This window comes from Comamonas sp. CAH-2, from assembly GCF_009668305.1.
Classification (GTDB): Bacteria; Pseudomonadota; Gammaproteobacteria; order Burkholderiales; family Burkholderiaceae_C; genus Comamonas; species Comamonas aquatica.
In genome coordinates this window covers 23,483-46,454 of record NZ_VSWF01000001.1, presented here as the reverse complement: position 1 = coordinate 46,454, position 22,972 = coordinate 23,483, and the positions used below count along the sequence as shown (strand labels likewise).

18 protein-coding genes and 1 tRNA gene are annotated in these 22,972 nt (G+C 64.4%); 14 read left to right on the top strand and 5 right to left on the bottom strand.

Annotation, left to right across the window (positions count from 1 at the left end; translation table 11 throughout):
- The first annotated feature begins 193 nt into the window (after positions 1–193).
- From gyrA to FYM52_RS00175, 11 genes are all read left to right on the top strand, one after another.
- Positions 194–2,875, top strand: a complete 2,682-nt coding sequence (gyrA, locus tag FYM52_RS00225; protein WP_154162611.1) for a DNA gyrase subunit A — start codon at positions 194–196, stop codon at positions 2,873–2,875.
- Between the two features lie 112 nt (positions 2,876–2,987).
- On the top strand, positions 2,988–4,094 hold the full coding sequence (serC, locus tag FYM52_RS00220; RefSeq protein ID WP_154162610.1) for a 3-phosphoserine/phosphohydroxythreonine transaminase: 1,107 nt from the start codon (positions 2,988–2,990) through the stop codon (positions 4,092–4,094).
- 135 nt (positions 4,095–4,229) lie between these two features.
- Entirely contained in the window at positions 4,230–5,330 is a 1,101-nt protein-coding gene (gene pheA, locus FYM52_RS00215; protein WP_154162609.1) for a prephenate dehydratase, read from the top strand.
- 9 nt (positions 5,331–5,339) lie between these two features.
- A complete protein-coding gene (locus FYM52_RS00210; protein ID WP_154162608.1) occupies positions 5,340–6,227 on the top strand; it encodes a prephenate dehydrogenase/arogenate dehydrogenase family protein in 888 nt (295 codons plus the stop codon).
- Positions 6,228–6,244: 17 nt separating this feature from the next.
- Complete coding sequence (locus tag FYM52_RS00205) at positions 6,245–8,278, top strand: bifunctional 3-phosphoshikimate 1-carboxyvinyltransferase/cytidylate kinase (RefSeq protein WP_154162607.1); 2,034 nt, start codon at positions 6,245–6,247, stop codon at positions 8,276–8,278.
- 160 nt (positions 8,279–8,438) lie between these two features.
- Positions 8,439–10,121, top strand: a complete 1,683-nt coding sequence (gene rpsA, locus FYM52_RS00200) for a 30S ribosomal protein S1 (RefSeq protein ID WP_042417105.1) — start codon at positions 8,439–8,441, stop codon at positions 10,119–10,121.
- Positions 10,122–10,213: 92 nt separating this feature from the next.
- A complete protein-coding gene (locus FYM52_RS00195) occupies positions 10,214–10,525 on the top strand; it encodes an integration host factor subunit beta (protein WP_042417108.1) in 312 nt (103 codons plus the stop codon).
- A gap of 81 nt (positions 10,526–10,606) precedes the next feature.
- Positions 10,607–10,912 (top strand): lipopolysaccharide assembly LapA domain-containing protein, encoded by a 306-nt coding sequence (locus FYM52_RS00190; protein WP_042417109.1) that lies wholly within the window; start codon positions 10,607–10,609, stop codon positions 10,910–10,912.
- Complete coding sequence (gene lapB, locus FYM52_RS00185; RefSeq protein ID WP_154162606.1) at positions 10,902–12,059, top strand: lipopolysaccharide assembly protein LapB; 1,158 nt, start codon at positions 10,902–10,904, stop codon at positions 12,057–12,059. Before FYM52_RS00190 ends, lapB begins: the two co-directional genes overlap by 11 nt.
- A 153-nt stretch (positions 12,060–12,212) precedes the next feature.
- Positions 12,213–12,716 (top strand): flavodoxin family protein, encoded by a 504-nt coding sequence (locus FYM52_RS00180; RefSeq protein WP_154162605.1) that lies wholly within the window; start codon positions 12,213–12,215, stop codon positions 12,714–12,716.
- A 98-nt stretch (positions 12,717–12,814) separates the two neighbouring features.
- Complete coding sequence (locus tag FYM52_RS00175; protein ID WP_154162604.1) at positions 12,815–13,723, top strand: DMT family transporter; 909 nt, start codon at positions 12,815–12,817, stop codon at positions 13,721–13,723.
- A 119-nt stretch (positions 13,724–13,842) separates the two neighbouring features.
- Here FYM52_RS00175 and FYM52_RS00170 read toward each other — a convergent pair.
- Positions 13,843–13,919 (bottom strand) — tRNA-Pro (locus FYM52_RS00170).
- 291 nt (positions 13,920–14,210) lie between these two features.
- Between FYM52_RS00170 and FYM52_RS00165 the strand changes: the two genes are divergently transcribed.
- Together FYM52_RS00165 and FYM52_RS00160 are read left to right on the top strand one after the other, a co-directional pair.
- Positions 14,211–14,612, top strand: coding sequence for a GFA family protein (locus FYM52_RS00165; protein ID WP_042417119.1), 402 nt, complete (start codon positions 14,211–14,213; stop codon positions 14,610–14,612).
- 4 nt (positions 14,613–14,616) lie between these two features.
- The gene (locus FYM52_RS00160; RefSeq protein ID WP_154162602.1) at positions 14,617–15,321 is read left to right on the top strand and encodes a hypothetical protein; all 705 of its coding nucleotides are present in this window, start codon (positions 14,617–14,619) and stop codon (positions 15,319–15,321) included.
- Positions 15,322–15,372: 51 nt separating this feature from the next.
- Here FYM52_RS00160 and FYM52_RS00155 read toward each other — a convergent pair whose 3' ends face one another.
- Positions 15,373–16,503, bottom strand: coding sequence for a GGDEF domain-containing protein (locus FYM52_RS00155; RefSeq protein ID WP_154162601.1), 1,131 nt, complete (start codon positions 16,501–16,503; stop codon positions 15,373–15,375).
- Positions 16,504–17,112: 609 nt separating this feature from the next.
- Here FYM52_RS00155 and FYM52_RS00150 point away from each other — a divergent pair.
- Positions 17,113–17,421 (top strand): hypothetical protein, encoded by a 309-nt coding sequence (locus FYM52_RS00150; protein ID WP_154162600.1) that lies wholly within the window; start codon positions 17,113–17,115, stop codon positions 17,419–17,421.
- 562 nt (positions 17,422–17,983) lie between these two features.
- Here the strand turns inward: FYM52_RS00150 and FYM52_RS00145 are convergent.
- From FYM52_RS00145 to FYM52_RS00135, 3 genes are read right to left on the bottom strand one after another with little or no spacing between them, the layout of a single operon-like run.
- Positions 17,984–18,475, bottom strand: a complete 492-nt coding sequence (locus FYM52_RS00145) for a hypothetical protein (RefSeq protein WP_154162599.1) — start codon at positions 18,473–18,475, stop codon at positions 17,984–17,986.
- The gene (locus tag FYM52_RS00140; RefSeq protein WP_370513783.1) at positions 18,468–20,879 is read right to left on the bottom strand and encodes an EAL domain-containing protein; all 2,412 of its coding nucleotides are present in this window, start codon (positions 20,877–20,879) and stop codon (positions 18,468–18,470) included. Before FYM52_RS00140 ends, FYM52_RS00145 begins: the two co-directional genes overlap by 8 nt.
- Before the next feature lie 50 nt (positions 20,880–20,929).
- Positions 20,930–22,324: a sensor histidine kinase gene (locus tag FYM52_RS00135; protein ID WP_154162597.1), complete on the bottom strand. Its 1,395-nt coding sequence runs from the start codon at positions 22,322–22,324 to the stop codon at positions 20,930–20,932.
- Positions 22,325–22,972 lie beyond the last annotated feature (648 nt).

Sequence of the window (22,972 nt, the reverse complement as noted above, 5' to 3'; positions counted from 1 at the left end):
ATGCACGTCATCAGTGACTATCACCAAGAACGCTGGAAATCATTGTGCCATACGGAATATTCGATTGGCTCGCTAGCCCTGGTGCTTGAGGTAGGACAAAAGCCTAATGCCGGTGAGATGTTGCCCATCAGCAACAATACATTCCTTCTAAAATGGCCTACTTCGTCGTCATTGCACAACCCTGCACCACTACATGACCCAGTTTGCCAAAGAAACCTTGCCTATCAGCCTAGAAGAGGAGATGCGCCGCAGCTACCTTGATTACGCCATGAGCGTGATTGTGGGGCGCGCCCTCCCCGATGCGCGCGATGGCTTGAAGCCTGTGCATCGACGCGTGCTGTATGCAATGCACGAACTGAACAACGATTGGAACCGCCCGTACAAGAAGTCGGCGCGTATCGTCGGGGACGTGATCGGTAAGTACCACCCGCACGGCGACAGTGCGGTGTACGACACTATCGTGCGCATGGCGCAGGATTTCTCGCTGCGCCACATGCTGGTCGACGGCCAGGGCAACTTCGGCTCGGTCGACGGCGACAGTGCGGCGGCTATGCGTTACACGGAAATCCGCCTGTCCAAGATCGCCCACGAAATGCTGGGTGACATCGACAAGGAAACCGTCGACTTCGGCCCCAACTACGACGGCTCCGAAAGTGAGCCGCTGACGCTGCCCGCGCGCCTGCCCAATCTGCTGGTCAACGGCTCGGCCGGTATTGCCGTGGGCATGGCCACCAACATCCCGCCCCACAACCTGAATGAGGTGGTGGACGCCTGCCTGCACCTGCTGCGCAACCCCGACGCCAGCGTGGACGACCTGATGGAAATCGTGCCCGCGCCCGACTTCCCCACGGCCGGCATCATCTACGGCATCAACGGCGTCAAGGAAGGCTACCGCACGGGCCGTGGCCGCATCGTGATGCGCGCCAAGGTGCACTTCGAGGACATCGACCGCGGCCAGCGCCAGGCGATCATCGTCGACGAGCTGCCCTACCAGGTGAACAAAAAGACGCTGCAGGAACGCATGGCCGAGCTGGTGCACGAAAAGCGCATCGAAGGCATCAGCCACATCCAGGACGAGTCCGACAAATCCGGCATGCGCCTGGTGATCGAGCTCAAGCGCGGCGAAGTGCCCGAGGTGGTGCTGAACAACCTGTACAAGCAGACGCAGTTGCAGGACACCTTCGGCGTCAACATGGTCGCACTGGTTGACGGCCAGCCCAAGCTGTGCAACCTCAAGGACCTGATCCAGGTGTTCCTGCAGCACCGCCGCGAGGTGGTGACCCGCCGCACCGTGTTCGAGCTGCGCAAGGCGCGCGACCGCGGCCATGTATTGGAAGGCCTGGCCGTGGCGCTGGCCAACATCGACGACTTCATTGCCATCATCCGCAACGCCCCCACGCCCCCCGTGGCCAAGGCCGAGCTGATGACCCGCAGTTGGGACAGCAAGCTGGTGCGCGAGATGCTGACCCGCACCCGCGAAGACGGCGGCGTGGTGAATGCCGACGACTACCGCCCGGAATCGCTGGAGCGCGAATTCGGTCTGGGCCAGGATGGCCTGTACCGACTGTCGGACACGCAGACCCAGGAAATCCTGCAGATGCGCCTGCAGCGCCTGACTGGCCTGGAGCAGGACAAGATCGTCGCCGAGTACCGCGAGATCATGTCCACCATCGAAGACCTGCTGGACATCCTGGCCAAGCCCGAGCGCGTGTCCGTCATCATCGGTGACGAGCTGACCACCCTGAAGGCCGAATTCGGCCAGTCCAAGCTGGGCGCGCGCCGCTCCACCATCGAGTACAGCGCGCAGGACCTGTCCACCGAAGACCTGATCACGCCCACCGACATGGTGGTCACGCTCAGCCACACGGGCTACATCAAGAGCCAGCCGCTGTCCGAATACCGTGCGCAAAAGCGTGGCGGTCGCGGCAAGCAGGCCACAGCCACCAAGGAAGACGACTGGATCGACCAGCTGTTCATCGCCAACACGCACGACTACCTGCTGTGCTTCTCCAACCGCGGCCGCATGTACTGGCTCAAGGTCTGGGAAGTGCCCTCGGGCTCGCGCAACTCGCGCGGTCGCCCCATCGTCAACATGTTCCCGCTGCAGGACGGCGAGAAGATCAACGTGGTGCTGCCGCTGACCGGCGACAACCGCAGCTTCCCTGAAGACCACTACGTCTTCATGGCGACCAGCATGGGCACCGTCAAGAAGACGGCGCTGACCGAGTTCAGCAACCCGCGCAAGGCCGGCATCATCGCCGTGGGCCTGGATGAAGGCGACTACCTGATCGGTGCGGCGCTGACCGACGGCAAGCACGACGTGATGCTGTTCAGCGACGGCGGCAAGGCCGTGCGCTTTGACGAAAACGATGTGCGCCCCATGGGCCGCAATGCCCGCGGCGTGCGCGGCATGAACATCGACGACGGCCAGAGCGTGATCGCCATGCTGGTGGCCGAAGCCGACGACGGCTCGGGCAACGTCGAGCCCGGCGCGCAAAGCGTGCTGACCGCGACCGAAAACGGCTACGGCAAACGCACCCACATCAGCGAGTACACCCGCCACGGCCGCGGCACCAAGGGCATGATCGCAATCCAGCAGTCCGAGCGCAACGGCAAGGTCGTGGCCGCCACCCTGGTTGGTGCCGAGGACGAGATCATGCTGATCACCGACAAGGGCGTGCTGGTGCGCACCCGGGTCGCCGAGATCCGCGAGATGGGTCGCGCCACGCAGGGCGTGACGCTGATGGCCCTGGACGAAGGCGCCAAGCTGATTGGCCTGCAGCGCATCGCCGAGAACGATGCCACCGGCACCGACGGCGATGGCGACGGAGAGACGGACAACGGCGAGGCACCGCAGGCGCCCGCCGAGTCCTGAACCACGACACCCCACTGCGCAAGCTGTGGGGTGTTTTTTCGCCTAAGATCGTTTTTTTGATAGCTGCCAGCGCTCCCCTTTCGGCCGTTGGCGCGTGATTTGATTGCCCACCATGAAGCGCCCATTCAATTTCTCTGCCGGCCCCGCCGCCATCCCTGAAGAAGTCCTGCAGCAAGCTGCCGACGAGATGCTCAACTGGGGCGGCTCGGGCATGGGCGTGATGGAGATGAGCCACCGCGGCAAGGAATTCATCAGCATCTACGAGCGCGCCGAGGCCGACCTGCGCACGCTGCTGGCCGTGCCCGCCCACTTCCACATCCTGTTCATGCAGGGCGGCGGCCTGGCCGAGAACGCCATCGTCCCGCTGAACCTGTCCAAGGGCGGCACGGTGGACTTCGTGGTCACCGGCAGCTGGAGCCAGAAGTCCTTCAAGGAAGCCGGCAAGTACGCCCGCCAGCACCTGGCCGCCAGCGGTGAGGCCAGCGGCTTCACCAGCGTGCCCGACGCGGCCAGCTGGCAACTGTCCCAGGACGCTGCCTACGTGCACCTGTGCAGCAACGAGACCATCCATGGCGTGGAGTTCCAGCAACTGCCCGACCTGCAGGCCCTGGGCTGCGATGCACCGCTGGTGATCGATTTTTCGTCCAACGTCGCCTCGCGCCCGCTGGACTGGAGCCGCGTCGGCCTGGCCTTCGGCGGCGCGCAGAAGAACATCGGCCCCGCCGGCCTGACCATTGTCATCGTACGCGATGACCTGCTGGGCCAGGCGCTGGACATCTGCCCCTCGGCCTTCAACTACAAGACCGTGGCCGACAACCAGTCCATGTTCAACACGCCACCGACCTGGGGCATCTACATGGCGGGCCTCACCTTCCAGTGGCTGCTGCGCCAGACCGAGGGCGACCTGCACGGCGTGGCCGCCATGGAAGCGCGCAACCGCGCCAAGGCCGAGCTGTTCTACCAGTACCTGGACAAATCGCAGCTGTACCTGAACAAGGTGGATGTCGCCTACCGCTCGCGCATGAACATCCCCTTCTTCCTGCGCGACGAAAGCCGCAACGACGCCTTCCTGGCCGGCGCCAAGGCCGCCGGCTTGCTGCAGCTCAAGGGCCACAAGTCCGTGGGCGGCATGCGTGCCAGCCTGTACAACGCCATGCCCCTGGCTGGCGTGCAGGCCCTGGTGGCCTACATGCAGGAATTCGAGCGCACCAGCGCCTGAGCCTGCCCCGGTGCCCCTCGCACGGGACACACATAAAAATGAGCTGTCGGCGCTTGATGGTTCAAGGTTTCAGAGGCTTTTTCACCTGAACCTCTTGAAACACCTGCGCAGACAGCTCTGAATTTTGAGGATGCCATGAGCACAGAACCGCAAGCCAGCCCCGAGCTGCTGAAGCTGCGCAACGAAATCGACAGCCTGGACCGCCAGCTGCTGAGCCTGGTGAACCAGCGCGCCCATGTGGCCGAACAGGTCGGCGAGCTGAAGAAGCAGGAAGGCACGGCCTTCTTCCGCCCCGACCGCGTGGCCCAGGTCATTGAGAAGATCAAAAGCAACAACCCCGGCCCGCTCAAGGGTGCGCACGTGGCCGCCATCTGGCGCGAGATCATGTCCGCCTGCCTGGCGCTCGAATCGCCCCAGCGCGTGGCCGTGCTCGGCCCGGAAGGCACCTTCACCGAGGAGGCCGCCGTGCAGTACTTCGGCGGTGCCGCCGACTTCCTGTACTGCAACACCTTCGAGGAAGTCTTCCACGCCACGGCCGCTGGCAGCGCCCAGTACGGCGTGGTGGGCGTCGAGAACTCCACCGAGGGCGTGGTCAACCGCACGCTGGACATGTTCCGCAACACGCCCTGCCACATCGTGGGCGAGGTCAGCCTGCTGATCCGCCACCACCTGCTGCGCAGCACGAATACGCTGGAAGGCATTGAGGTGGTGGCTGCCCACCCCCAGGCCCTGGCCCAGTGCCACGCCTGGCTGTCCAAGCACCTGCCGCACGCCGAGCGCCGCCCGGTCGAGAGCAACGCCGAAGGCGCGCGCCTGGCGGCCCTGCACCCCACCTGGGCCGGCATCAGCAGCGAGCGTGCCGCCCAGCAGTTCGGCCTGCACATCGTCAGCCACGCCATCCAGGACGATGCCTACAACCGCACGCGCTTTGCCATCATCTGTCTGCCGCACACGCTGGCCACGCCCGCGCCCACGGGCAAGGACTGCACCAGCCTGGTCATCTCCGTGCCCAACCGCCCCGGTGCCGTGCACGACCTGCTAGTGCCGCTGAAGAAGCACGGCGTGTCCATGACGCGCTTTGAGTCGCGCCCGGCCCGCACCGGCCAGTGGGAGTATTACTTTTACATCGACCTGGAGGGCCACCCCGCCCAGCCCCACGTGGCCCAGGCCCTGCAAGAGCTGCAAGCGCTGTCCGCCTTCTACAAGGTACTGGGGACCTACCCCGTGCCGGCGTGAGGAGGCTGCATGTTTGAACAGTTAGGCCTGATCGGCTGCGGCCTGATGGGCGGCTCCTTCGCCCTGGCGCTGAAGAAAGCCGGCCTGGTCCAGCGCGTGGTGGGCTACAGCAAGTCCCCCACCACCACGGCCCGCGCCCTGCAGATGGGCGTGATCGATGTCGAGGCGCCCTCGGCCCTGCTGGCCGCCGCCGGCGCCGACCTGGTGCTGCTGGCCGTGCCCGTGGGGGCGACCGAGGCCACGCTCAAGTCCATCAAGCACCTGGTCACGCCCGAGACGCTGATCATGGACGTCGGCTCCACCAAAGCCGACGTGGTGCAGGCCGCGCGCAACGCGCTGGGCAGCCAGATTGCCAGCTTTGTGCCCGCCCACCCCAACACCGGCAAGGAAGTGGCCGGCGTGGAGCACGCCGACGCCGAGCTGTACCGCGGCGCCAAGGTCATCCTGACCCCCACCGAGCGCACACTGACCAGCCACCTGCACAAGGCCGAAGCCCTGTGGCAGGCCCTGGGCTGCGACGTGCGCAGCATGTCGCCCGAGACGCACGACGCCGCCTTCGCCACCGTCAGCCACCTGCCCCACATGCTGGCCTTTGCAATGATGCACAGCGTCATCGGCCAGCCCCAGGCCGATGCCTTCCTGAGCGTCGCCGGCCCCGGTTTTCGCGACTTCACGCGCATCGCCGCCGGCGATCCAGCCATGTGGCGCGACATCCTGCTGGCCAACAAAGACGAGGTGCTGGCCCAGGCCCAGCATTTCCAGCGCGCCCTGCAGGCCTTCGAGCAGGTGCTGCACACGGGCGACGCCCAGGCCCTGGAGGCCATGATCACCCTGGCCAGCACCGCGCGGGCGCAGTGCCGCTTCCTTCCGCCCGCAGCCACCACGCCCACGGCCTGAACCTTTGAATTTCACGCATGTACCAGACCGCCTTTCTTGACCTGCCCCACCTGGCCACCGCCAGCGGCAGCGTGCAACTACCCGGCTCCAAAAGCATTTCCAACCGCGTGCTGCTGCTGGCCGCCCTGAGCGCCGGCACCACCACCATCCACGACCTGCTGGACTCGGACGACACCCGCGTCATGCTGGCCGCACTGCGCGAGCTGGGCTGCCAGGTCACGCCCGCCCAGGTCACCCCGGGCCAGCCGGTGCAGATCACCGGCATCGACGGCGCCCTGCCCAACAATGCGCGCGCGCAACTGTTCCTGGGCAATGCTGGCACCGCCATGCGCCCGCTGACGGCGGCCCTGGCCGTGCTGGGTGGCCACTTCGAGATGACCGGCGTGCCGCGCATGTACGAGCGCCCCATCGGCGATCTGGTCGACGCCCTGCGCCAGCTGGGCTGCCACATCGACTACCTGGGCAACCCCGGCTATCCGCCCCTGCGCATCGGCCAACCCAACTTCAGCCAGCTGGGCAATGCCCCCATCACCGTGCGCGGCGATGTCTCCAGCCAGTTCCTGACCGCGCTGCTGATGGCCCTGCCCCTGCTGGCCAGCGACAGCGACATCTGCATCGAGGTGGTGGGCGAACTGATCTCCAAGCCCTACATCCACATCACGCTGGAGCTGCTGGCGCGCTTTGGCATCACCGTGCGCAACGAGGGCTGGCAGCGCTTCGTGATTCCGGCCGGCAGCCGCTACCAGTCGCCCGGCGACATCCATGTCGAGGCCGACGCCTCCTCCGCCAGCTATTTCATAGCACTCGGTGCTATTGCCACGGGCGCTGGCGGCCAAAACGGCATCCAAGTGCTGGGCGTAGGCCAGGACTCCATCCAGGGCGACATCCGCTTTGTCGAAGCCGCCCAGGCCATGGGCGCCCAGGTGACCAGCGGCCCCAACTGGCTGCACATCGCGCGCGGCGCCTGGCCCCTGAAGGCCATCGACCTGGACTGCAACCACATCCCCGACGCGGCCATGACCCTGGCCAGCATGGCCCTGTACGCCGACGGCACCACCACGCTGCGCAACATCGCCAGCTGGCGCGTGAAGGAGACCGACCGCATCGCCGCCATGGCCACCGAGCTGCGCAAGCTGGGCGCTACGGTGGAGGAAGGCGCGGACTTCCTCCGCATCACACCCCCTGCGACGGCGGCCGACTGGCGCGCTGCCAGCATCCACACCTACGACGACCACCGCGTGGCCATGTGCTTCTCGCTGGCGGCCTTCAACCCCGCCGGCCTGCCGGTGCGCATCGAAGACCCCAAGTGCGTGGCCAAGACCTTCCCGGACTATTTCGAGGCCTTCTTCGGCGTGGCCCAGGCCTCGCGCCCCACCCCCGTGATCTGCATCGACGGCCCCACGGCCTCGGGCAAGGGCACCATCGCCGGCCTGGTGGCCGAACGCCTGGGCTTTGCGCTGCTGGACTCGGGCGCCCTCTACCGCATCACCGGCCTGGCCGCCTCGCGCGCCGGCATCACGCTGACCGAGGACAACGCCCCGGCGATCGCCGACCTGATCCGCCGCTCCCGCATCGGCTTCACGCCCGATCAGCGCGTGCTGCTGGACGGCGAGGACATCTCCCTGGCCATCCGCACCGAGGACGCCAGCATGAACGCCTCGCGCGTGGCCGTCTTCCCCGCCGTGCGCGAGGCCCTGCTGCAGGTGCAGCGCGATTTCCGGCGGCTGCCTGGCCTGGTCGGCGATGGCCGCGACATGGGCACCGTGATCTTCCCGGACGCCCCGCTGAAGGTCTACCTGACGGCCACCGCCGAGTGCCGCGCCGAGCGCCGCTACAAGCAATTGATTTCCAAAGGGCTTTCTGCTAACATGGATGACCTTTTGGCGGACCTTCAAGCCCGCGATGCCCGCGACATGAATCGCGCTGCAGCGCCCTTGAAACCCGCAGAAGACGCCCTTCACCTGGACAACTCCGAAGGCACGATTGAACAAGCCGTGCAGCAGATCTTGACCTGGTGGGAGCAACGCCAGCCTTTTGCGCCCCGCGCTTGAGACTGGCACCCGGCCCGCACACCACATTCGCGCCGTTGACGCACTGGTGATGCGGTTTGCAACCCTTTAACCCTGCAGGTTTTGCCTGCACCTCCGCCTACAGCCTTAAAAACGCGCAGCAATGGTGCTGCCGGAAATCTGTAAGCGGGTAAGGATCTACATGTCTGAATCTTTTGCCGCCCTTTTCGAAGAATCGTTGCAACGCACTGAAATGCGTCCCGGCGAAGTCATTACCGCTGAAGTCGTGCGCGTTGAGCACAACTTCGTGGTGGTGAACGCTGGCCTGAAGTCGGAAGCCTATGTGCCAATCGACGAGTTCAAGAACGACCAGGGCGAAATCGAAGTCCAAGTGGGTGACTTCGTGTCCGTGGCCATCGGCTCGATCGAAAACGGCTACGGCGACACCATCCTGTCGCGCGACACCGCCAAGCGTCTGGCCTCCTGGCTGTCGCTGGAAAAGGCGCTGGAATCCGGCGAATTCGTGACCGGCACCACCTCCGGCAAGGTCAAGGGCGGCCTGACCGTTCTGGTCAACGGCATCCGCGCATTCCTGCCCGGTTCGCTGATCGACACACGTCCCGTCAAGGATCTGACTCCTTACGAGAACAAGACCATGGAATTCAAGGTCATCAAGCTGGACCGCAAGCGCAACAACGTTGTGCTGTCGCGTCGCGCTGTGGTGGAAGCCTCCATGGGCGAAGAGCGCGCCAAGCTGATGGAAACCCTGAAGGAAGGCGCCATCGTGCAAGGCGTGGTCAAGAACATCACCGAATACGGTGCGTTCGTGGACCTGGGCGGCATCGACGGCCTGCTGCACATCACCGACATGGCATGGCGCCGCGTGCGTCACCCTTCCGAAGTGGTGACCGCTGGCCAGGAAATCACTGCCAAGATCCTGAAGTTCGACACCGAAAAGAACCGCGTGTCCCTGGGTCTGAAGCAAATGGGCGACGACCCATGGATGGGTGTGGCTCGCCGCTATCCTTCCAACACCCGCCTGTTCGGCAAGGTCACGAACATTGCCGACTACGGCGCATTCGTGGAACTGGAACCCGGCATCGAAGGCCTGGTGCACGTTTCCGAAATGGACTGGACCAACAAGAACATCGCTCCTTCCAAGCTGGTTTCGCTGGGTGACGAAGTGGAAGTGATGGTTCTGGAAATCGACGAAGACAAGCGTCGCATCTCCCTGGGCATGAAGCAATGCAAGGCCAACCCTTGGCAAGAATTTGCTCAGAACACCAAGCGCGGCGACCGCGTGAAGGGCCCCATCAAGTCCATCACCGACTTCGGCGTGTTCGTGGGTCTGGCTGCCGGTATCGACGGCCTGGTGCACCTGTCTGACCTGTCTTGGAACGAAACCGGCGAAGCCGCCGTGCGTAACTACAAGAAGGGCCAAGAAGTCGAAGCCATCGTGTTGGGCGTGGACGTCGAGCGCGAGCGCATCTCCCTGGGCATCAAGCAGCTGGACAGCGACCCCTTCACCACGTTCGCTACCGTGAACGACAAGGGCCAGATCGTGACCGGCAAGGTCAAGACCGTGGACCAGCGTGGCGCTGAAATCGATCTGGGCGACGACATCGTGGGTTACCTGCGCGTGTCCGAACTGTCCCGCGATCGCGTGGAAGATGCCCGTTCCGTGCTGAAGGAAGGCGACGAAGTGACCGCCGTGGTGATCAACGTGGATCGCAAGACCCGCAACATCCAGCTGTCCATCAAGCAAAAGGACATGGCTGAGCAGCAAGAAGCCATGGCTTCCCTGTCGGCCCAGTCCTCCAAGGAAAATGCCGGCACCACCAGCCTGGGCGCCCTGCTGCGCGCCAAGCTGGACGCTGACAAGTAAAGTCTGCACCTGATTCACAGGTAGCAAGACCCCGGCGGGCGCTGTCACGGCGCCCGCCGTCTTTTCCAGGTACTGCTTGGGATAATTGCTTCATGACCCGATCTGACTTAGTTGAAGAGCTGGCCGCACGTTTTGCCCAACTCACACAGCGCGATGCCGAGCACGCCGTCAAAACCATCCAAGATGCCGTGAGCGATGCCCTGGTGCATGGCCAACGCATCGAGATCCGTGGCTTTGGCAGCTTCTCCGTGTCCCGCCGCCCTGCGCGCATTGGCCGCAATCCCCGCAGCGGTGAATCGGTCCACATCCCCGAAAAGCGGGTGCCGCATTTCAAACCCGGCAAGGCCTTGCGCGAAGCCGTGGACTTCCAGGGCACACCTGCGACCACCCCGACCGCAGACTGACGTCCTGCGCACGACATCCCCACCAATTGCCCGCCTGCCGCCCTGTGCGCCTAAAATCCAGGGCAACAAGGAAGGGCTCGCATGAAATACCTGCTGTGGCTGCTCAAGGCGGCCATTTTTTTCACCCTGTTCGCCTTCGCGCTCAACAACCAGCAAACCGCCACCGTGCACTTTTTCTTTGGCACGCAGTGGCAGGCACCGCTGGTACTGGTGGTGCTGGCGGCCTTTGTCGGCGGATTGATCGCCGGCGTGTTGGTGATGGTGCCGCGTTGGTGGAAACAGCGCAGCACGGCCGCCAAGCTCAGCCAGACCGCGACCGAACCCGAAACGCAGGCCGCAGCGCCCGCCCCCGCCGAACCACTCCCCCCGACGATCCATGGAATTTGACCTCAGCTGGATTCTGCTTGGCCTGCCGGTGGCCTTCGCCCTCGGCTGGCTGGCCTCGCGCATGGACTTGCGCCAGGTGCGCCAGGACAACCGCCAGGCGCCCAAGGCCTATTTCAAAGGCCTGAACTTCCTGCTCAACGAGCAGCAGGACAAGGCCATCGACGCCTTCATCGAAGCCGTGCAGAACGACCCCGAGACCGCGGACCTGCACTTCGCCCTGGGCAATCTGTTCCGTCGCCGCGGTGAATACCACCGCGCCGTGCGCGTGCACGAACACCTGCTGTCGCGCGCCGACCTGGGCAAGGACGACCGCGAACGCGCCCAGCACGGCCTGGCCCAGGACTTTCTGAAGGCGGGCCTGCTGGACCGCGCCGAAGAAGCGCTGCGCCGCCTGGAAGGCACGGCCTACGAGGCCGAAGCCCGCCTGGCCCTGCTGGCCATCTACGAACGCTCGCGCGACTGGGTGCAGGCGGCCGAGATCGCGCGCCGCATGCAGGCCGCCAACCAGGGCGACTTCAGCGGCCGCCTGGCGCACTACCTGTGCGAACAGGCGACCGAGCAGGCCAGCCACGCCCAGCTGGACACCGCAAGCCAGCTGCTGCACGAGGCCGTGCGCACGGCCCCGCAGACCCCACGCCCACGCATCGAGCTGGCACGCATCCAGCACCGCCTGAGTCAGTCGCACGACGCCTGGAAGACGCTGGAGGAACTGGCCCAGAGCACGCCCCAGGGCCTGCCACTGGCCGTGCCGCTGATGCTGGAGGTGGCGGCCGCCACGGGCCAGCAGGCAGCAGCAGCGCAACTGCTGCGCGCACGCTACGCCCAATCGCCCTCGCTGGATCTGCTGGATGCCCTGGTGGCGCTGAACACCACGCCCACCGAAGGCCAGGGCGATCGCCGCGACTGGTACGTGCACCACCTGGGCCTGGAGCCCTCGCTGGTCGCAGCCACCAAATGGCTGGCCGGTGAACCCCTGACGCACGAAGAGCACCACCCCGTCGTGCAAAAGGCGCTGGAGCACGCCAGCAAGCCCCTGAGCCGCTACCGCTGCGCCGCCTGCGGCTTCGAGGCCCGCCAGCATTTCTGGCACTGCCCGGGCTGCCAGAGCTGGGACAGCTACCCCGCACGCCGCGTCGAAGAGCTGTAATCCGCCCCATCACCCGACAAGAAAAAGAGAGCTGTTCGCGCTGGCATCACGTCCATTTCAGATACAAAAGCATCTGAAACCGTGAAGCAACCAGCGCAGGCAGCTCTCTTTTTTTCAGCGTTCACACGCAGTGATTGTGCGTATGCTGCTGCCATGGAACGCCCCCTCACCCTGCTCATCGTCTACCACACGCACACCGGCGGCACCCGCCAGATGGCCGAGGCCGTGCGCCAGGGCGCGCAGCAGGCACAGCCCGAAGTCGATGTGCGCCTGCTGCACGCCCGCGACGCCGGTCCGCAGGATGTGCTGCAGGCCGACGGCTATGTCTTCGCCACCCCGGAGAACCTGGCCGCCATCAGCGGCCTGCTGAAGGATTTCTTCGACCGCAGCTATTACGCAGTCCTGGACCGCATCAATGGCCGTCCCTACGCCACCCTGGTCTGTGCGGGCAGCGACGGCAGCAACGCCGCCCGCCAGATCGCCCGCATTGCCACGGGCTGGCGCCTCAAGCCCGTGGCCGAGCCCCTGATCGTCTGCACCCACGCCCAGACACCCGAGGCGATTGCTACCCCCAAGCAACTCAGCGCGGCCGCGCTGGAACCCTGCCAGGCCCTGGGCGCAGCCCTGGCCAGCGGCTTGTACCTGGGCATTTTCTAGCCCATCTCCACCCCATCCCCAGGCCATCGACCGCACGATGGCCCACAGCGCCAGCCACTGGGCGCCACGCCCGCCGCACTGGTGCATAGTCACACCCCATGCAATCGAACACCTTTTTTGCACCCCACCTGCGGCTGGTCGGCATGGCCGTGCTGTGGGGCGCTTCCTGGCCTGCGGGGCGCATCATCGCCCAATCCATGCCCCCCCTGGCGGGCGCCTGCCTGCGTTTCGCACTGGCTGCGCTGGTGCTGATTCCCTGGATGTACTGGGCCGGCGGCTTTGCCCAGCTGCGGCACTGGAGCCCCCAGCGCTGGCTGGGTATGCTGGCAGCCGGTGCTACCGGCGTCTTTGGCTACGCGGCGTTCTTTCTGTCGGGCCTTCAGCACCTGCAGGCCGGCAAGGCGGCCCTGGTGATCACCTTGAATCCGGTCATGACCTTGCTGATGGCCGCCTGGCTGTTCAAGGAACGCCTGAACCCCACGATTGCCATCGGCATGCTGCTGGCGGTGGTGGGTGCGGTGGTCGTGATCTCGCACGGGCAGCCGCTGGGCATCCTGCAAGGCAGCATCGGCCTGGGCGAGCTGCTGATTCTGGGCTGCGTGGTGTGCTGGGTGCTGTACACCCTCATCGGCCGCTGGATGCTGACCGGCGTGGACGCCCTGTCCACCACCGCCGTCACCAGCACCATCGGCGCCGCCATGCTGCTGGCGGCCAGCCTGATCGTCGAAGGCCCTGGCAGCCTGGGCCTGGTCTGGCACAGCGATGGCACCGCCTGGGGCGCCCTGCTGTTCCTGGCCTTTGGCGCCACCGCGCTGGCCTATGCCTGGTACTTCGACGGCGTCAAGACCCTGGGTGCGGGCGCGGCCTCGGGCTACATCACCCTGGTGCCACTGTTCGGCGTACTGATCTCGGCACTGCTGCTGGGCGAAACCATCGATACACCCATGCTGGTGGGCGGCGCCATGGCGATTGCCGGCACCGCGGTCATGACCTGGGGACGCCGCTAACCGCTGAGGCCTTGCACAGCGCCAGCCCGGGCGCTGCGCACGCACATCCAAGTCGTGCACACCAGACGCAAGGCAGCAAAAACGAAAGGGCTAGATCTTGCGATCTAGCCCTTCAATTTTGGTCGGAGCGGCGGGATTCGAACTCGCGACCCTCTGCTCCCAAAGCAGATGCGCTACCAGACTGCGCTACGCTCCGACAAGCTAAAAGTATAACTGATTTTTTCGGCACCAAAAAAACTGCGCCGCACTTTGGCACCCCTCATCGATGGGCGCACCGCGATGCCTTGCGGCTTGGCTGCATGCTGGTCTGTACCTGCCCGTGATTAAGGAGCGGCTCCACCGTCGCCCGGACATGCCCGCGCCTGCCGGGATCACCCAACCAAGGTGCCGCAGGCCTGTACTTCCGGCCCCACCCCATCGATTGCCCGCGCACCTGCCCAGTCACAGTGGTTAGGATGGCAGTTTTGCCTCTAGAAGGTCTGAGCCTGTGTCTGAAACTTACCTCGGGAGCTGCTTTTGCGCAAAGGTCCGCTACGCCTTGCACTCAGCCCCCCAAGCGGTCACCCACTGCCATTGCAGCCAGTGCCAGAAAAGCCATGGCGCAGCCTTTGCGACCTACGGCGCCGTTCCGCGCCACGACTTGCACATCACCGCCGGTGACACAGACCTGCGCGCCTATGCGTCGTCGGCCACGGTGTGGCGCCAGTTCTGCGGGCATTGCGGGTCCCCGCTGTTCTGGTCCCGCACCCATGGCGACTGGAGTGACTGGATCTGCATCGCCCTGGGCACGCTGGACTCAGCGTTCACACCCCAGCGGCAAAAGCACGCGCACTTGGCCTCCAAGCCCACCTGGTCCAACTTTGGCGCAGCGTGTGCGCACGGGGAGTGACGCCATGACCGGTTTCCCAACACCATCCCGCCGCCAGCTCCTGCAGTGCACCGCAATGTGGATGGCGGCGTGCAGCGGCTTCAGCGGCCAGGCCGTTAGGGCCCAAGACCTCGCCAGCCCTGTCGGTACCTACCAGCTCCAGGGGGTGAGAGAAATGGTTTCTGCCATCCAGCTGCGCGCCGATGGCTCCTACAAGTTTGTCCTCATCTATGGATCGGCGGACGAAACCGATATAGGAACCTGGGAAAAACGGGGCCAGCAGATTGTGCTGAACTCCACAGCGCCCTCCACGGATCCGCAGTTCGAACTCGTCCGCTCCAGCCAGGCCAGCCACCCCGGTGCACGCGTCGTATTCCAGGAGGAAGGCACGCCCGTGGCGTCCTACATCACCAGCGTTCACTTTGAGTCGGACGGGCAGGCGTTCACGGCCGACCACCTCACCCAGGATTCCCTGGAGGCCGGGGACGTTGCGCTCCCGATCGACAGCATCCACCTGAGCCTGCACGGAGTGTTCAGGCATTACCCAGAGACCATCTTGGTCCCGGCTCACCCCACCCACAACCACTTCACGGTGCGGGCCCGCCTCGGCAATTACGGCGCAGTGCGCTTTGACCAGGCGGCGCTTCAGCTGACGGGTCATGCGCTGACCTTGACGCTGCCCCACGCCACGCAAGAGTTCACCTACGTGCGACGACAGAAAGCCCCCTAGACAACCCGCAGATCCTGGCCAGGCCATGGTGGCCTAGCCAGGCGATGCCGTTCAGGCCACCTGTTTGGCGTTGCGGTCGGGCGCCACCACCACACAGTTGCGCCCCCGTCCCTTGGCGTCATACATGGCCAAATCGCTGCGCCGCATCAGGGAGGACAGGGTTTCATTGCCATCGGGCGCAATCGCGATGCCGATGCTGACGGTCGGCGCCACCACGTCATCGTCCAGCGGGCAGCGCACCTTGGCCACGGCCATGCGCAAGCGTTCCGCCGCCGCCATCGCCGCGTCCAGCGCTGTCTGCGGCATCAGCACGGCGAACTCCTCACCGCCCAGGCGCGCCAGACAATCGCTGGTGCGCACCATGTCCACAAACACGCTGGACACGGCCTTGAGCACCTCGTCACCGGCCAGATGGCCGTAGGTGTCGTTGATCTGCTTGAAATGGTCAATATCCACCATCAGCAGCGCAACCGGCTGCTGGTAGCGTGCATGGCGCTCCAGCTCATTGCGCGCCGTGGTGATGAAGTGGTCACGGTTCTTCAAGCCGGTCAGCCCGTCGGTCTTGAGCTGCTGCTCCAGTTCGCGGATCAGTTCGCTGTTGCGCTCGCGCAGCACCAGGGTTTCCGTCGAACTGGCATGAATTTTCAAACCGACCATGAGCATCAAGGCGATGTAGAAGATGCCCAGCAGCGCCAGGCCGGCGCTGAAGAGCGTGCCATCCAGCACAGGTGGCGCCACCAGGGCCACCGTCGGCGCCACCAGATCGGACATCAGCAGCCGGCGGTGCGGGTTGCTCATCACCACCGTCAAAGAGATCAGGCCCACATGCACCAGCATCACAAACATCAGGCTGGTCAGATTGCCGGGCACATAGGCCCACATCACGATGGACGACCACATGACCATGTGAACGCCGTGCGCCCAGGCGATGCGGCGCACCCACACGGTCTCATCGAGTGGCTTCGCAGTACGGCGAAACTGCAGGTAGACACAGGTGTACACCGCAATCGCCACCAGCTCCAGCCCCGCCCACAGCACCGCCTGCCAGACCGGCACCCACAGCGTCAGCAACGCCGCGACCACCAGCGTCAACGGTGGCGCCAGGTAGCGATCGTGCAAATGGTTATCGATGTAAAGGCTGAGCTGGTGCCATCGCACACGGGCCTGCTGGGCGTCTTTCATAGCTCTCCCGAAGGTGCCCGCACCACCGCCGGTGAGAGCTGTATACAAAAATCAACCCACGATGCTAGCGCATCGACGCTTTCCAGCCTGCACCGCCAATCGCATGGCCAGGTGTACGTGGAACCTCTATCACACAGTCCCCGTCACCGCCCACCGGCTACGCCTAGACCTGCGGTGTTGTCATGGCCCACCAGCGAATTTCTTTTTTGATAGCTGCTAGCGCAGACTAGATGAGCGCTAGATGCCAATTTCTCTCCAATCTTTGGACCTCCTCCTGGAATCCCGTTGCAATTCCAGTGCAGCACTTTGGACTATCCGCCGGGCCTTGGTGCACCAGCACGCTAAATTGCTCCGCATAAATTCCCGCCCTCCTTGGACGGCGTGCGCGACGCAGTGCTCGCCGAGCACACATAAGGCATCGTCTTGATGCCCGTCGCACACGCAGGGGCGCAGCATGCAGCACTGCGCCAGCAAGGACCGTGCCGGCACAGCGCCTCCCACGCATGGACTGGCGCTCGGCGTGGGGTGGAATGCGCCCTGCACCGACAGGCACAACGCAGGGGGGCTTGGAAGATGGGCCGAGGCTGAAGACCCGCTGCGGTATCCACCATGCACTTCACCGCAGCCACCGGGAGCAACGTCATGCTCGACGACAACGCAGATTTCAAGACCATCAACCACGCCCACCCGCACATCGGGAAGCAGCTGCTGGCTTTATGGGGGCAGCCGGGGTTCCTGCCCTACATGCAATCGCTCACACGTGATGACCGCCCGAGCGTGCGACAGGGCTTTGCCGACAATGTGTTCCTGGCCTTGCACAGGCTGTCGGAACAACACCGGCGCGCCTACCCCGACTACCGGCTGGAGAGCAAATACGACCCCTGGGCGACCTCGGTCGGCACACCCCACACACGCTGAACGCCCCGCACTCAGTGGCCCAGGCAAAAGCCTCCGGCACAAATGGAAATCATGGACGGCATCGGCGGCATGGGCCGGTCCTCTTCCAGCTGCGCGGTGGCGGGTGGTGGAGTGCTGGGCGGTGCGACCGCACTCTCCAGAGGGGGTGTCCTCGGACGGACATCGGCTGGCGGCTCAGCAGGATGCCCCTCGCTGGCGAGCAGGTCGTTGCCATCACTTGGTTGCGTCGGCGAAGCCTGCGCCGGCACAGCCCGCGAAGCGGGCGCCACGCGGCGCGGCGGCTGGGGCTGCGTCGGACGCACCCGCTCCTCCCAGGCCGAGTTTTTGTGCAGAACCGCGCCATCGTAGACGCAGGGTTTGTCGGTGAAGATCGGACCCTCAGGTCCTGGACATCGCCACACCTGGGCAGATGCAGCGCCATGCCACGCCAGTAACGCACAGCAGGCCAAGCGCGATAACCAGCGCATACCAATTCCTCCTGCGCAAATTGTAAGAAAAAACTTACAAAGTGACGCAGCAAAAGATGGGGACGACCTTGACGCAAGGCATGCACAGCCTGCTGCTACCAGGGCGAACGCCCCGGCATGGATGCCTGACCGGGCCACAGCGTCAATGCCGCCCCCAGCCATAAAGGCGGAAAACCTACGAGCACGGCCAAGACCACCGCCGTGCCGGAAGCCCCGTCAGCCCAGCGCAGCAGCAGCACCACTACCAGCGGCACCATCCCCACCACCACCAGCCCGCGGACGGCATTCTGCCGCGCGCGCCCACTCAGTTTCTGGGCCAACCAGCGCACCAGCCCCCGGCCCAGTACCGAAGCCAGAATAACCACCTGGGCCACACCGAAAAGAAAGACGAGTGCGAAAAAGGCTGGTCCGTCGCCACCACTGGGGTTGGCCTCCAGGTCCTGCAACGCCAGGACCACCCAGACGACCTGCAGCACCGCGACCACGGCCAGCGCAGCGCCAAATTGACGCTGCCCGGGAAGCAATGCAGGCAGCGAACACCCCAGCAGCAACAGCACAATGACAGCCGCTGGCATGGATTCAGGCACGACCCTGGTCAGCAGGGTCTGGCGTATCGCCGCGATCCGCAAGCCAGCGCATGAAGTCCACGCCACTCATGGCCTTGGCAAAAAACCAGCCCTGCGCCTCTTTGAAGCCCAAGTTGGCCAGCCACTGCCGCTGATCCTCCTCCTCCACCCCTTCTGCAATCAGCTCCAGACCCAGCGCATCCGCCATGGCCGCAATCGCACGAACAATCGCCTGGTCCGACGGCGTCGTCACCACATCGTGCACAAAGGCGCGATCCACCTTGAGCCGGTTCAGGGGCAGCAGCTTGAGCATGGACAGCGAGGAGTAACCCGTCCCAAAGTCGTCGAGGGCAATTTGAATGCCCAGGTCAGCAATGCGGGTCAGGCGCTGCTCCACCTGCGGCACACGCTGCAGGGCGGTCTCGGTGACTTCAATCTCCAGATCCTGGGGTTGGAGGCCAGCCTCCTTGAGTTCGCGGGCCAGCACATCGATGAACGTATCGTCCTGCAACTGCAAGGCCGACACGTTGATGGCCAGCCGCCCTTGCACCAGTCCCGCCCGGCACCATTCGGCCCAGGTGGCCAGCGATTGGCGCAATACCCAGGTTCCCAGGGGGCGGATGATCCCACTCTCTTCAGCCACGGGGATGAAGCGCTCTGGCCCCACCTGCCCCAGCTGCACCGAGGTCCAGCGCAGCAGGGCCTCCGCTCCCACCACACGCCGCCCGTCCAGCGACACCTGGGGCTGCCAATGCAGACTCAGTTCACCGTTGAGCATGGCCTGCAGCAAACCCTGCTCGATCGCCAGCCGTTCATTCGCCACTTCGGCCATGCGGGGGTGATAGCGCTCAAAGCGATTGCGCCCCGCGGTCTTGGCGGCATACATGGCGATATCGGCGCTGCGCAGCAAGGAGTCGGCCGTGTCCCCGTCTCGCATAAAGACAGCCACCCCGATGCTGGCAGACACCTGCACCGACGAGCCGGGCACCAGATCCAGGGGAATCTGCATGACCTGCAGCAGGCGGTCTGCCAGCCCTTCGATATCGCTGTCGTGCGCGCAATGCACCAAGAGCACAAATTCATCCCCGCCCAACCGGATCGCCTGATCCCCCTGCCGCAGCACCCCCCGGATGCGATCGGCCACCACCACCAGCAGCGAATCCCCGACTTCATGGCCCAGGCTGTCATTGATCACCTTGAAGCCATCCAGGTCGATGAACATCAAGACCCACTCGGCCTCGTCGTCGGGCTCGGCGGCCGGCAGATTGGCCAGGACCTCTCGCAGCTGGTTGCGGTTGCCCAGGCCTGTCAGGGGATCGTGGTACGCCAGGTGGCGCACCCGGCTCTCAGCCATGCGCAAGGCGGAAATGTCCGTGAAGGTCAACACCCGGTGCGTCACATTGCCGGAGTCATCGCGCACAGGGGCCACGTGCTCCCAGGCAGGGAAGCTGGTGCCATCGTGGCGCAGGCAAACGACTTCGGCGTGACCGAGAAAGTCAATCGGCGTTCCGTTCAGCAGCTCCCGGTCGCTGCCACGGCGGGCATGCAGGAACTCATTCGGGTGCCGCCCACGAATGTCCGCGTTGGGCCAACCCGTGAGCCGCGTGAATGCCGGATTGGCCGTGGTCACCCGCCCTTCGGGGTCGAGAATCAGGATGGCATCGGCCGCCGACTCGAACACCACGGCAGCCTGACGCAAGGCTTCTTCACGCTCCACCTCGCGCGTCACATCCCGGCAGACCCCCACCACAGCCTGCTCGCTGACCACATAGCCCGCGTGCACCTCCATCCATCCCAGCCGCTCTTCGCCATTCTTGCGCCGCCAGCGCGTCAGCAAGTGCAGATCTTCACCGTCTTCCAGCAACTTGTGCACCTTGCTCTGGGAATCATCGGTGAGGTGTTGCAGGAACTGCTCCACCCCCATCCGCAGCCCGCGCAGCGCCTTGTCGGCAATCGGCGGAAAGTGCCCATCGATCTCCACCAGGTCCGCGCCCTCTGTCAGTGTGACCACCCCCATGCGCGCGTTGTCGAGCGCCAAGCGCAATCGCCGCTCGGCCTGCAGTCGCTCGCGCGATGCGCGCACCCGCGCCAGCGCCATCTGCACCGTGGCGTTCAACTCTCGCTGCTGCACTGGTTTGACCAGATACCCATACGGCGCGACAGCGCTGGCACGGCGCAAGATTTCATTGTCCGCATACGCGGTCAGAAAGATCACCGGCACATCGGCAAAACGCGTCAGTTCGACGGCCGCATTGATGCCATCGCCCCCCGCTTCCAGGTTGATGTCCATCAGCACCAGATCCGGGCGGTATGACATCGCCATGCGGACCGCATCGGCCTCGGTGGCCACGGTGGACACCACTTCAAAGCCCAAGGCTTCAAGCGTCAGCTTGAGGTCCAGTGCAACGATCCGCTCATCCTCCACGATCAAAAGCCGGGCGGTAGGGCTCAGATCGGATGCGTTCGGGATGCTGTTCATCGTAGGGGAGCACGCAATGGCAGTTGAAGGGTGAAAGTGGCGCCCGGAGCGCCGGATGGGGGCCAGTGGATGGTGGCTTGCAACTGCTCGGTCAGCAGGCCAATCAGGCTGAAGCCCAGGCTGGAAATCGTGCCCTGGCTGGCGCCATCGGGCAGTCCAATGCCCGTATCAGAGACGGTAATCGTGATCTGGCCCGCATCCTCACGCGCACTCACCACCACCTCGCCGGCACGGCCAGCCGGAAAGCCGTGCTTGAGCGCATTGGTCAGCAGCTCATTGACGACCAGGGCCACAGGCACGGCCTGCTGCAGGTCAATGCTGATGCCCGAATCAGGGGCGTCCGCACGCATTTGCACGCGCCGCAGCAGATCCCCGTGCGCATCGCGCAGGCTGCCCACCAAACGCTTCAGGTACGGCCCGAGTTCCAGGGACGAGTAATCGTTGCGCTCGTACAAGAGTTGGTGCGTCAAGGACATCGCCATGACACGGTTCTGGCTGTCCTGCAAGGCTTGCTGCACTTCGGGTACCGCCGTGCGCGACTGCAGGCGCAACAGGCTCGCGATGATCTGCAGATTGTTCTTCACCCGGTGGTGCACTTCCTGCAGCAGCACCGTGCGCTCCCGCAAAGCGGCCTCGATGCGATGCTGATCGGCCAAGCGATCCGAGATGTCGATGGCGGAAGCGATCAGGTGGGTGATCACATCCTGGTCATCGCGCATCGGCACCAGCATGAAGTCCAGGGTCATGCGCGTATCACCGACCATGCGCACCGTCACATCTTCGCGGACCACCTGGCCCTGCGCGACCCGGTTGATCGCGTTGCGCAGCCAATCCTGTATGTCCGTCGAATAGTTCCACCAAAAAGTGTCCCAGAATGGCCGTCCCAGTACGTCCTGCGCCTGAATGCCGGCGGCATCCAACGGCGCACGGTTGGCCTCAATCAGCGTCCCATCCGGCTGCATCACCCCCACAAAGGCAAACAGGCTGTCAAGCACACGGCGCAGGTGCTTCTCGCTGTTGGACAGCGCGCGCTCGGCGCGTAGCTTGGCGGTCAGATTGACCGCTTGCACATACACCCCGCCGACACTGCCGTCGGGCAAATGAATGGGGGAATAGCTGGCTTCCCACTCACTCAATCCACCCGGGGAGTTAGGCGTCTCGACGCTCACATGCAGATTGCCTTGCACCACCCCTTGATCCAGCACGGAGCGCAGCAGGGGCTCCAGGGTGGGGAAGGCATCGGGGAGTACCTCCTGGACAGTGCGGCCTATGTGCGACTGTGTCGATCGCCCGTTGAAGTCGGCCAGAGTCTGGTTGATGAATACGTAGCGCAAATCCTTGTCAAGGACGGCCTTGCCCACGGGCGACTCGGCACTGAACATGGCGCACATGGACGCAAGCCAAAGCGGGTTCGACGCATCAAGTGGTAGCACATATTCACCTGAGTTTTCAACGCTGATGTGCCCAGTATGTGCCAAAAATCAAGCGCCCCCACGAGGTTGACGACCAACGGTCAGCGCGTTGAATCCAGGGTTTCCTCGGGATTCTCGTACCACACCCATCCTGCTTTAAGCACACCTGCAACCGCTCCGTTGGTGCGTCACTGGTCATGGCTTAGTGGGTGTAAAAAAGGCATGCCTGCATGCCTTCAAGACCGACTGTCTCGTGTCCGAAGAAACTGCAGACCCATGCATACCAAAGCTAGGTCCATACTTTGGACGAATGCGATGCAAGCCATGCGCTGCAAGCCGACTCACCCACATCCGAGCGGACAGCCGGATGATCGCGCTTCCAACCAACGCTTCGTGGCTTGGCCAATCACGTTTGTTTATCACTGATACGACGAAAAGCTTGTTGCAGACAGAGACCCAACCACACAGTCAACGCATGTCACGAAAGCACAAAGCCTCAAAGAGCAAACCATGCGCAACACGCTTCAACAAGGCAGAGCAAAACTCATAGCCACAGCGACGTTTGCGACGTCTACGCGAAGTGCTTGCGTGGCCACCACATCTAACGTAATACCACCCTTGGGATCA

Bases quoted from the DNA above. Each gene is read 5' to 3' on its own strand.
- gyrA (WP_154162611.1), top strand. From the start codon at position 194: ATGACCCAGTTTGCCAAAGAAACCTTGCCTATCAGCCTAGAAGAGGAG.
- serC (WP_154162610.1), top strand. From the start codon at position 2,988: ATGAAGCGCCCATTCAATTTCTCTGCCGGCCCCGCCGCCATCCCTGAA.
- pheA (WP_154162609.1), top strand. From the start codon at position 4,230: ATGAGCACAGAACCGCAAGCCAGCCCCGAGCTGCTGAAGCTGCGCAAC.
- FYM52_RS00210 (WP_154162608.1), top strand. From the start codon at position 5,340: ATGTTTGAACAGTTAGGCCTGATCGGCTGCGGCCTGATGGGCGGCTCC.
- FYM52_RS00205 (WP_154162607.1), top strand. From the start codon at position 6,245: ATGTACCAGACCGCCTTTCTTGACCTGCCCCACCTGGCCACCGCCAGC.
- rpsA (WP_042417105.1), top strand. From the start codon at position 8,439: ATGTCTGAATCTTTTGCCGCCCTTTTCGAAGAATCGTTGCAACGCACT.
- FYM52_RS00195 (WP_042417108.1), top strand. From the start codon at position 10,214: ATGACCCGATCTGACTTAGTTGAAGAGCTGGCCGCACGTTTTGCCCAA.
- FYM52_RS00190 (WP_042417109.1), top strand. From the start codon at position 10,607: ATGAAATACCTGCTGTGGCTGCTCAAGGCGGCCATTTTTTTCACCCTG.
- lapB (WP_154162606.1), top strand. From the start codon at position 10,902: ATGGAATTTGACCTCAGCTGGATTCTGCTTGGCCTGCCGGTGGCCTTC.
- FYM52_RS00180 (WP_154162605.1), top strand. From the start codon at position 12,213: ATGGAACGCCCCCTCACCCTGCTCATCGTCTACCACACGCACACCGGC.
- FYM52_RS00175 (WP_154162604.1), top strand. From the start codon at position 12,815: ATGCAATCGAACACCTTTTTTGCACCCCACCTGCGGCTGGTCGGCATG.
- FYM52_RS00160 (WP_154162602.1), top strand. From the start codon at position 14,617: ATGACCGGTTTCCCAACACCATCCCGCCGCCAGCTCCTGCAGTGCACC.
- FYM52_RS00155 (WP_154162601.1), bottom strand. From the start codon at position 16,503: ATGAAAGACGCCCAGCAGGCCCGTGTGCGATGGCACCAGCTCAGCCTT.
- FYM52_RS00150 (WP_154162600.1), top strand. From the start codon at position 17,113: ATGCACTTCACCGCAGCCACCGGGAGCAACGTCATGCTCGACGACAAC.
- FYM52_RS00135 (WP_154162597.1), bottom strand. From the start codon at position 22,324: ATGTGCGCCATGTTCAGTGCCGAGTCGCCCGTGGGCAAGGCCGTCCTT.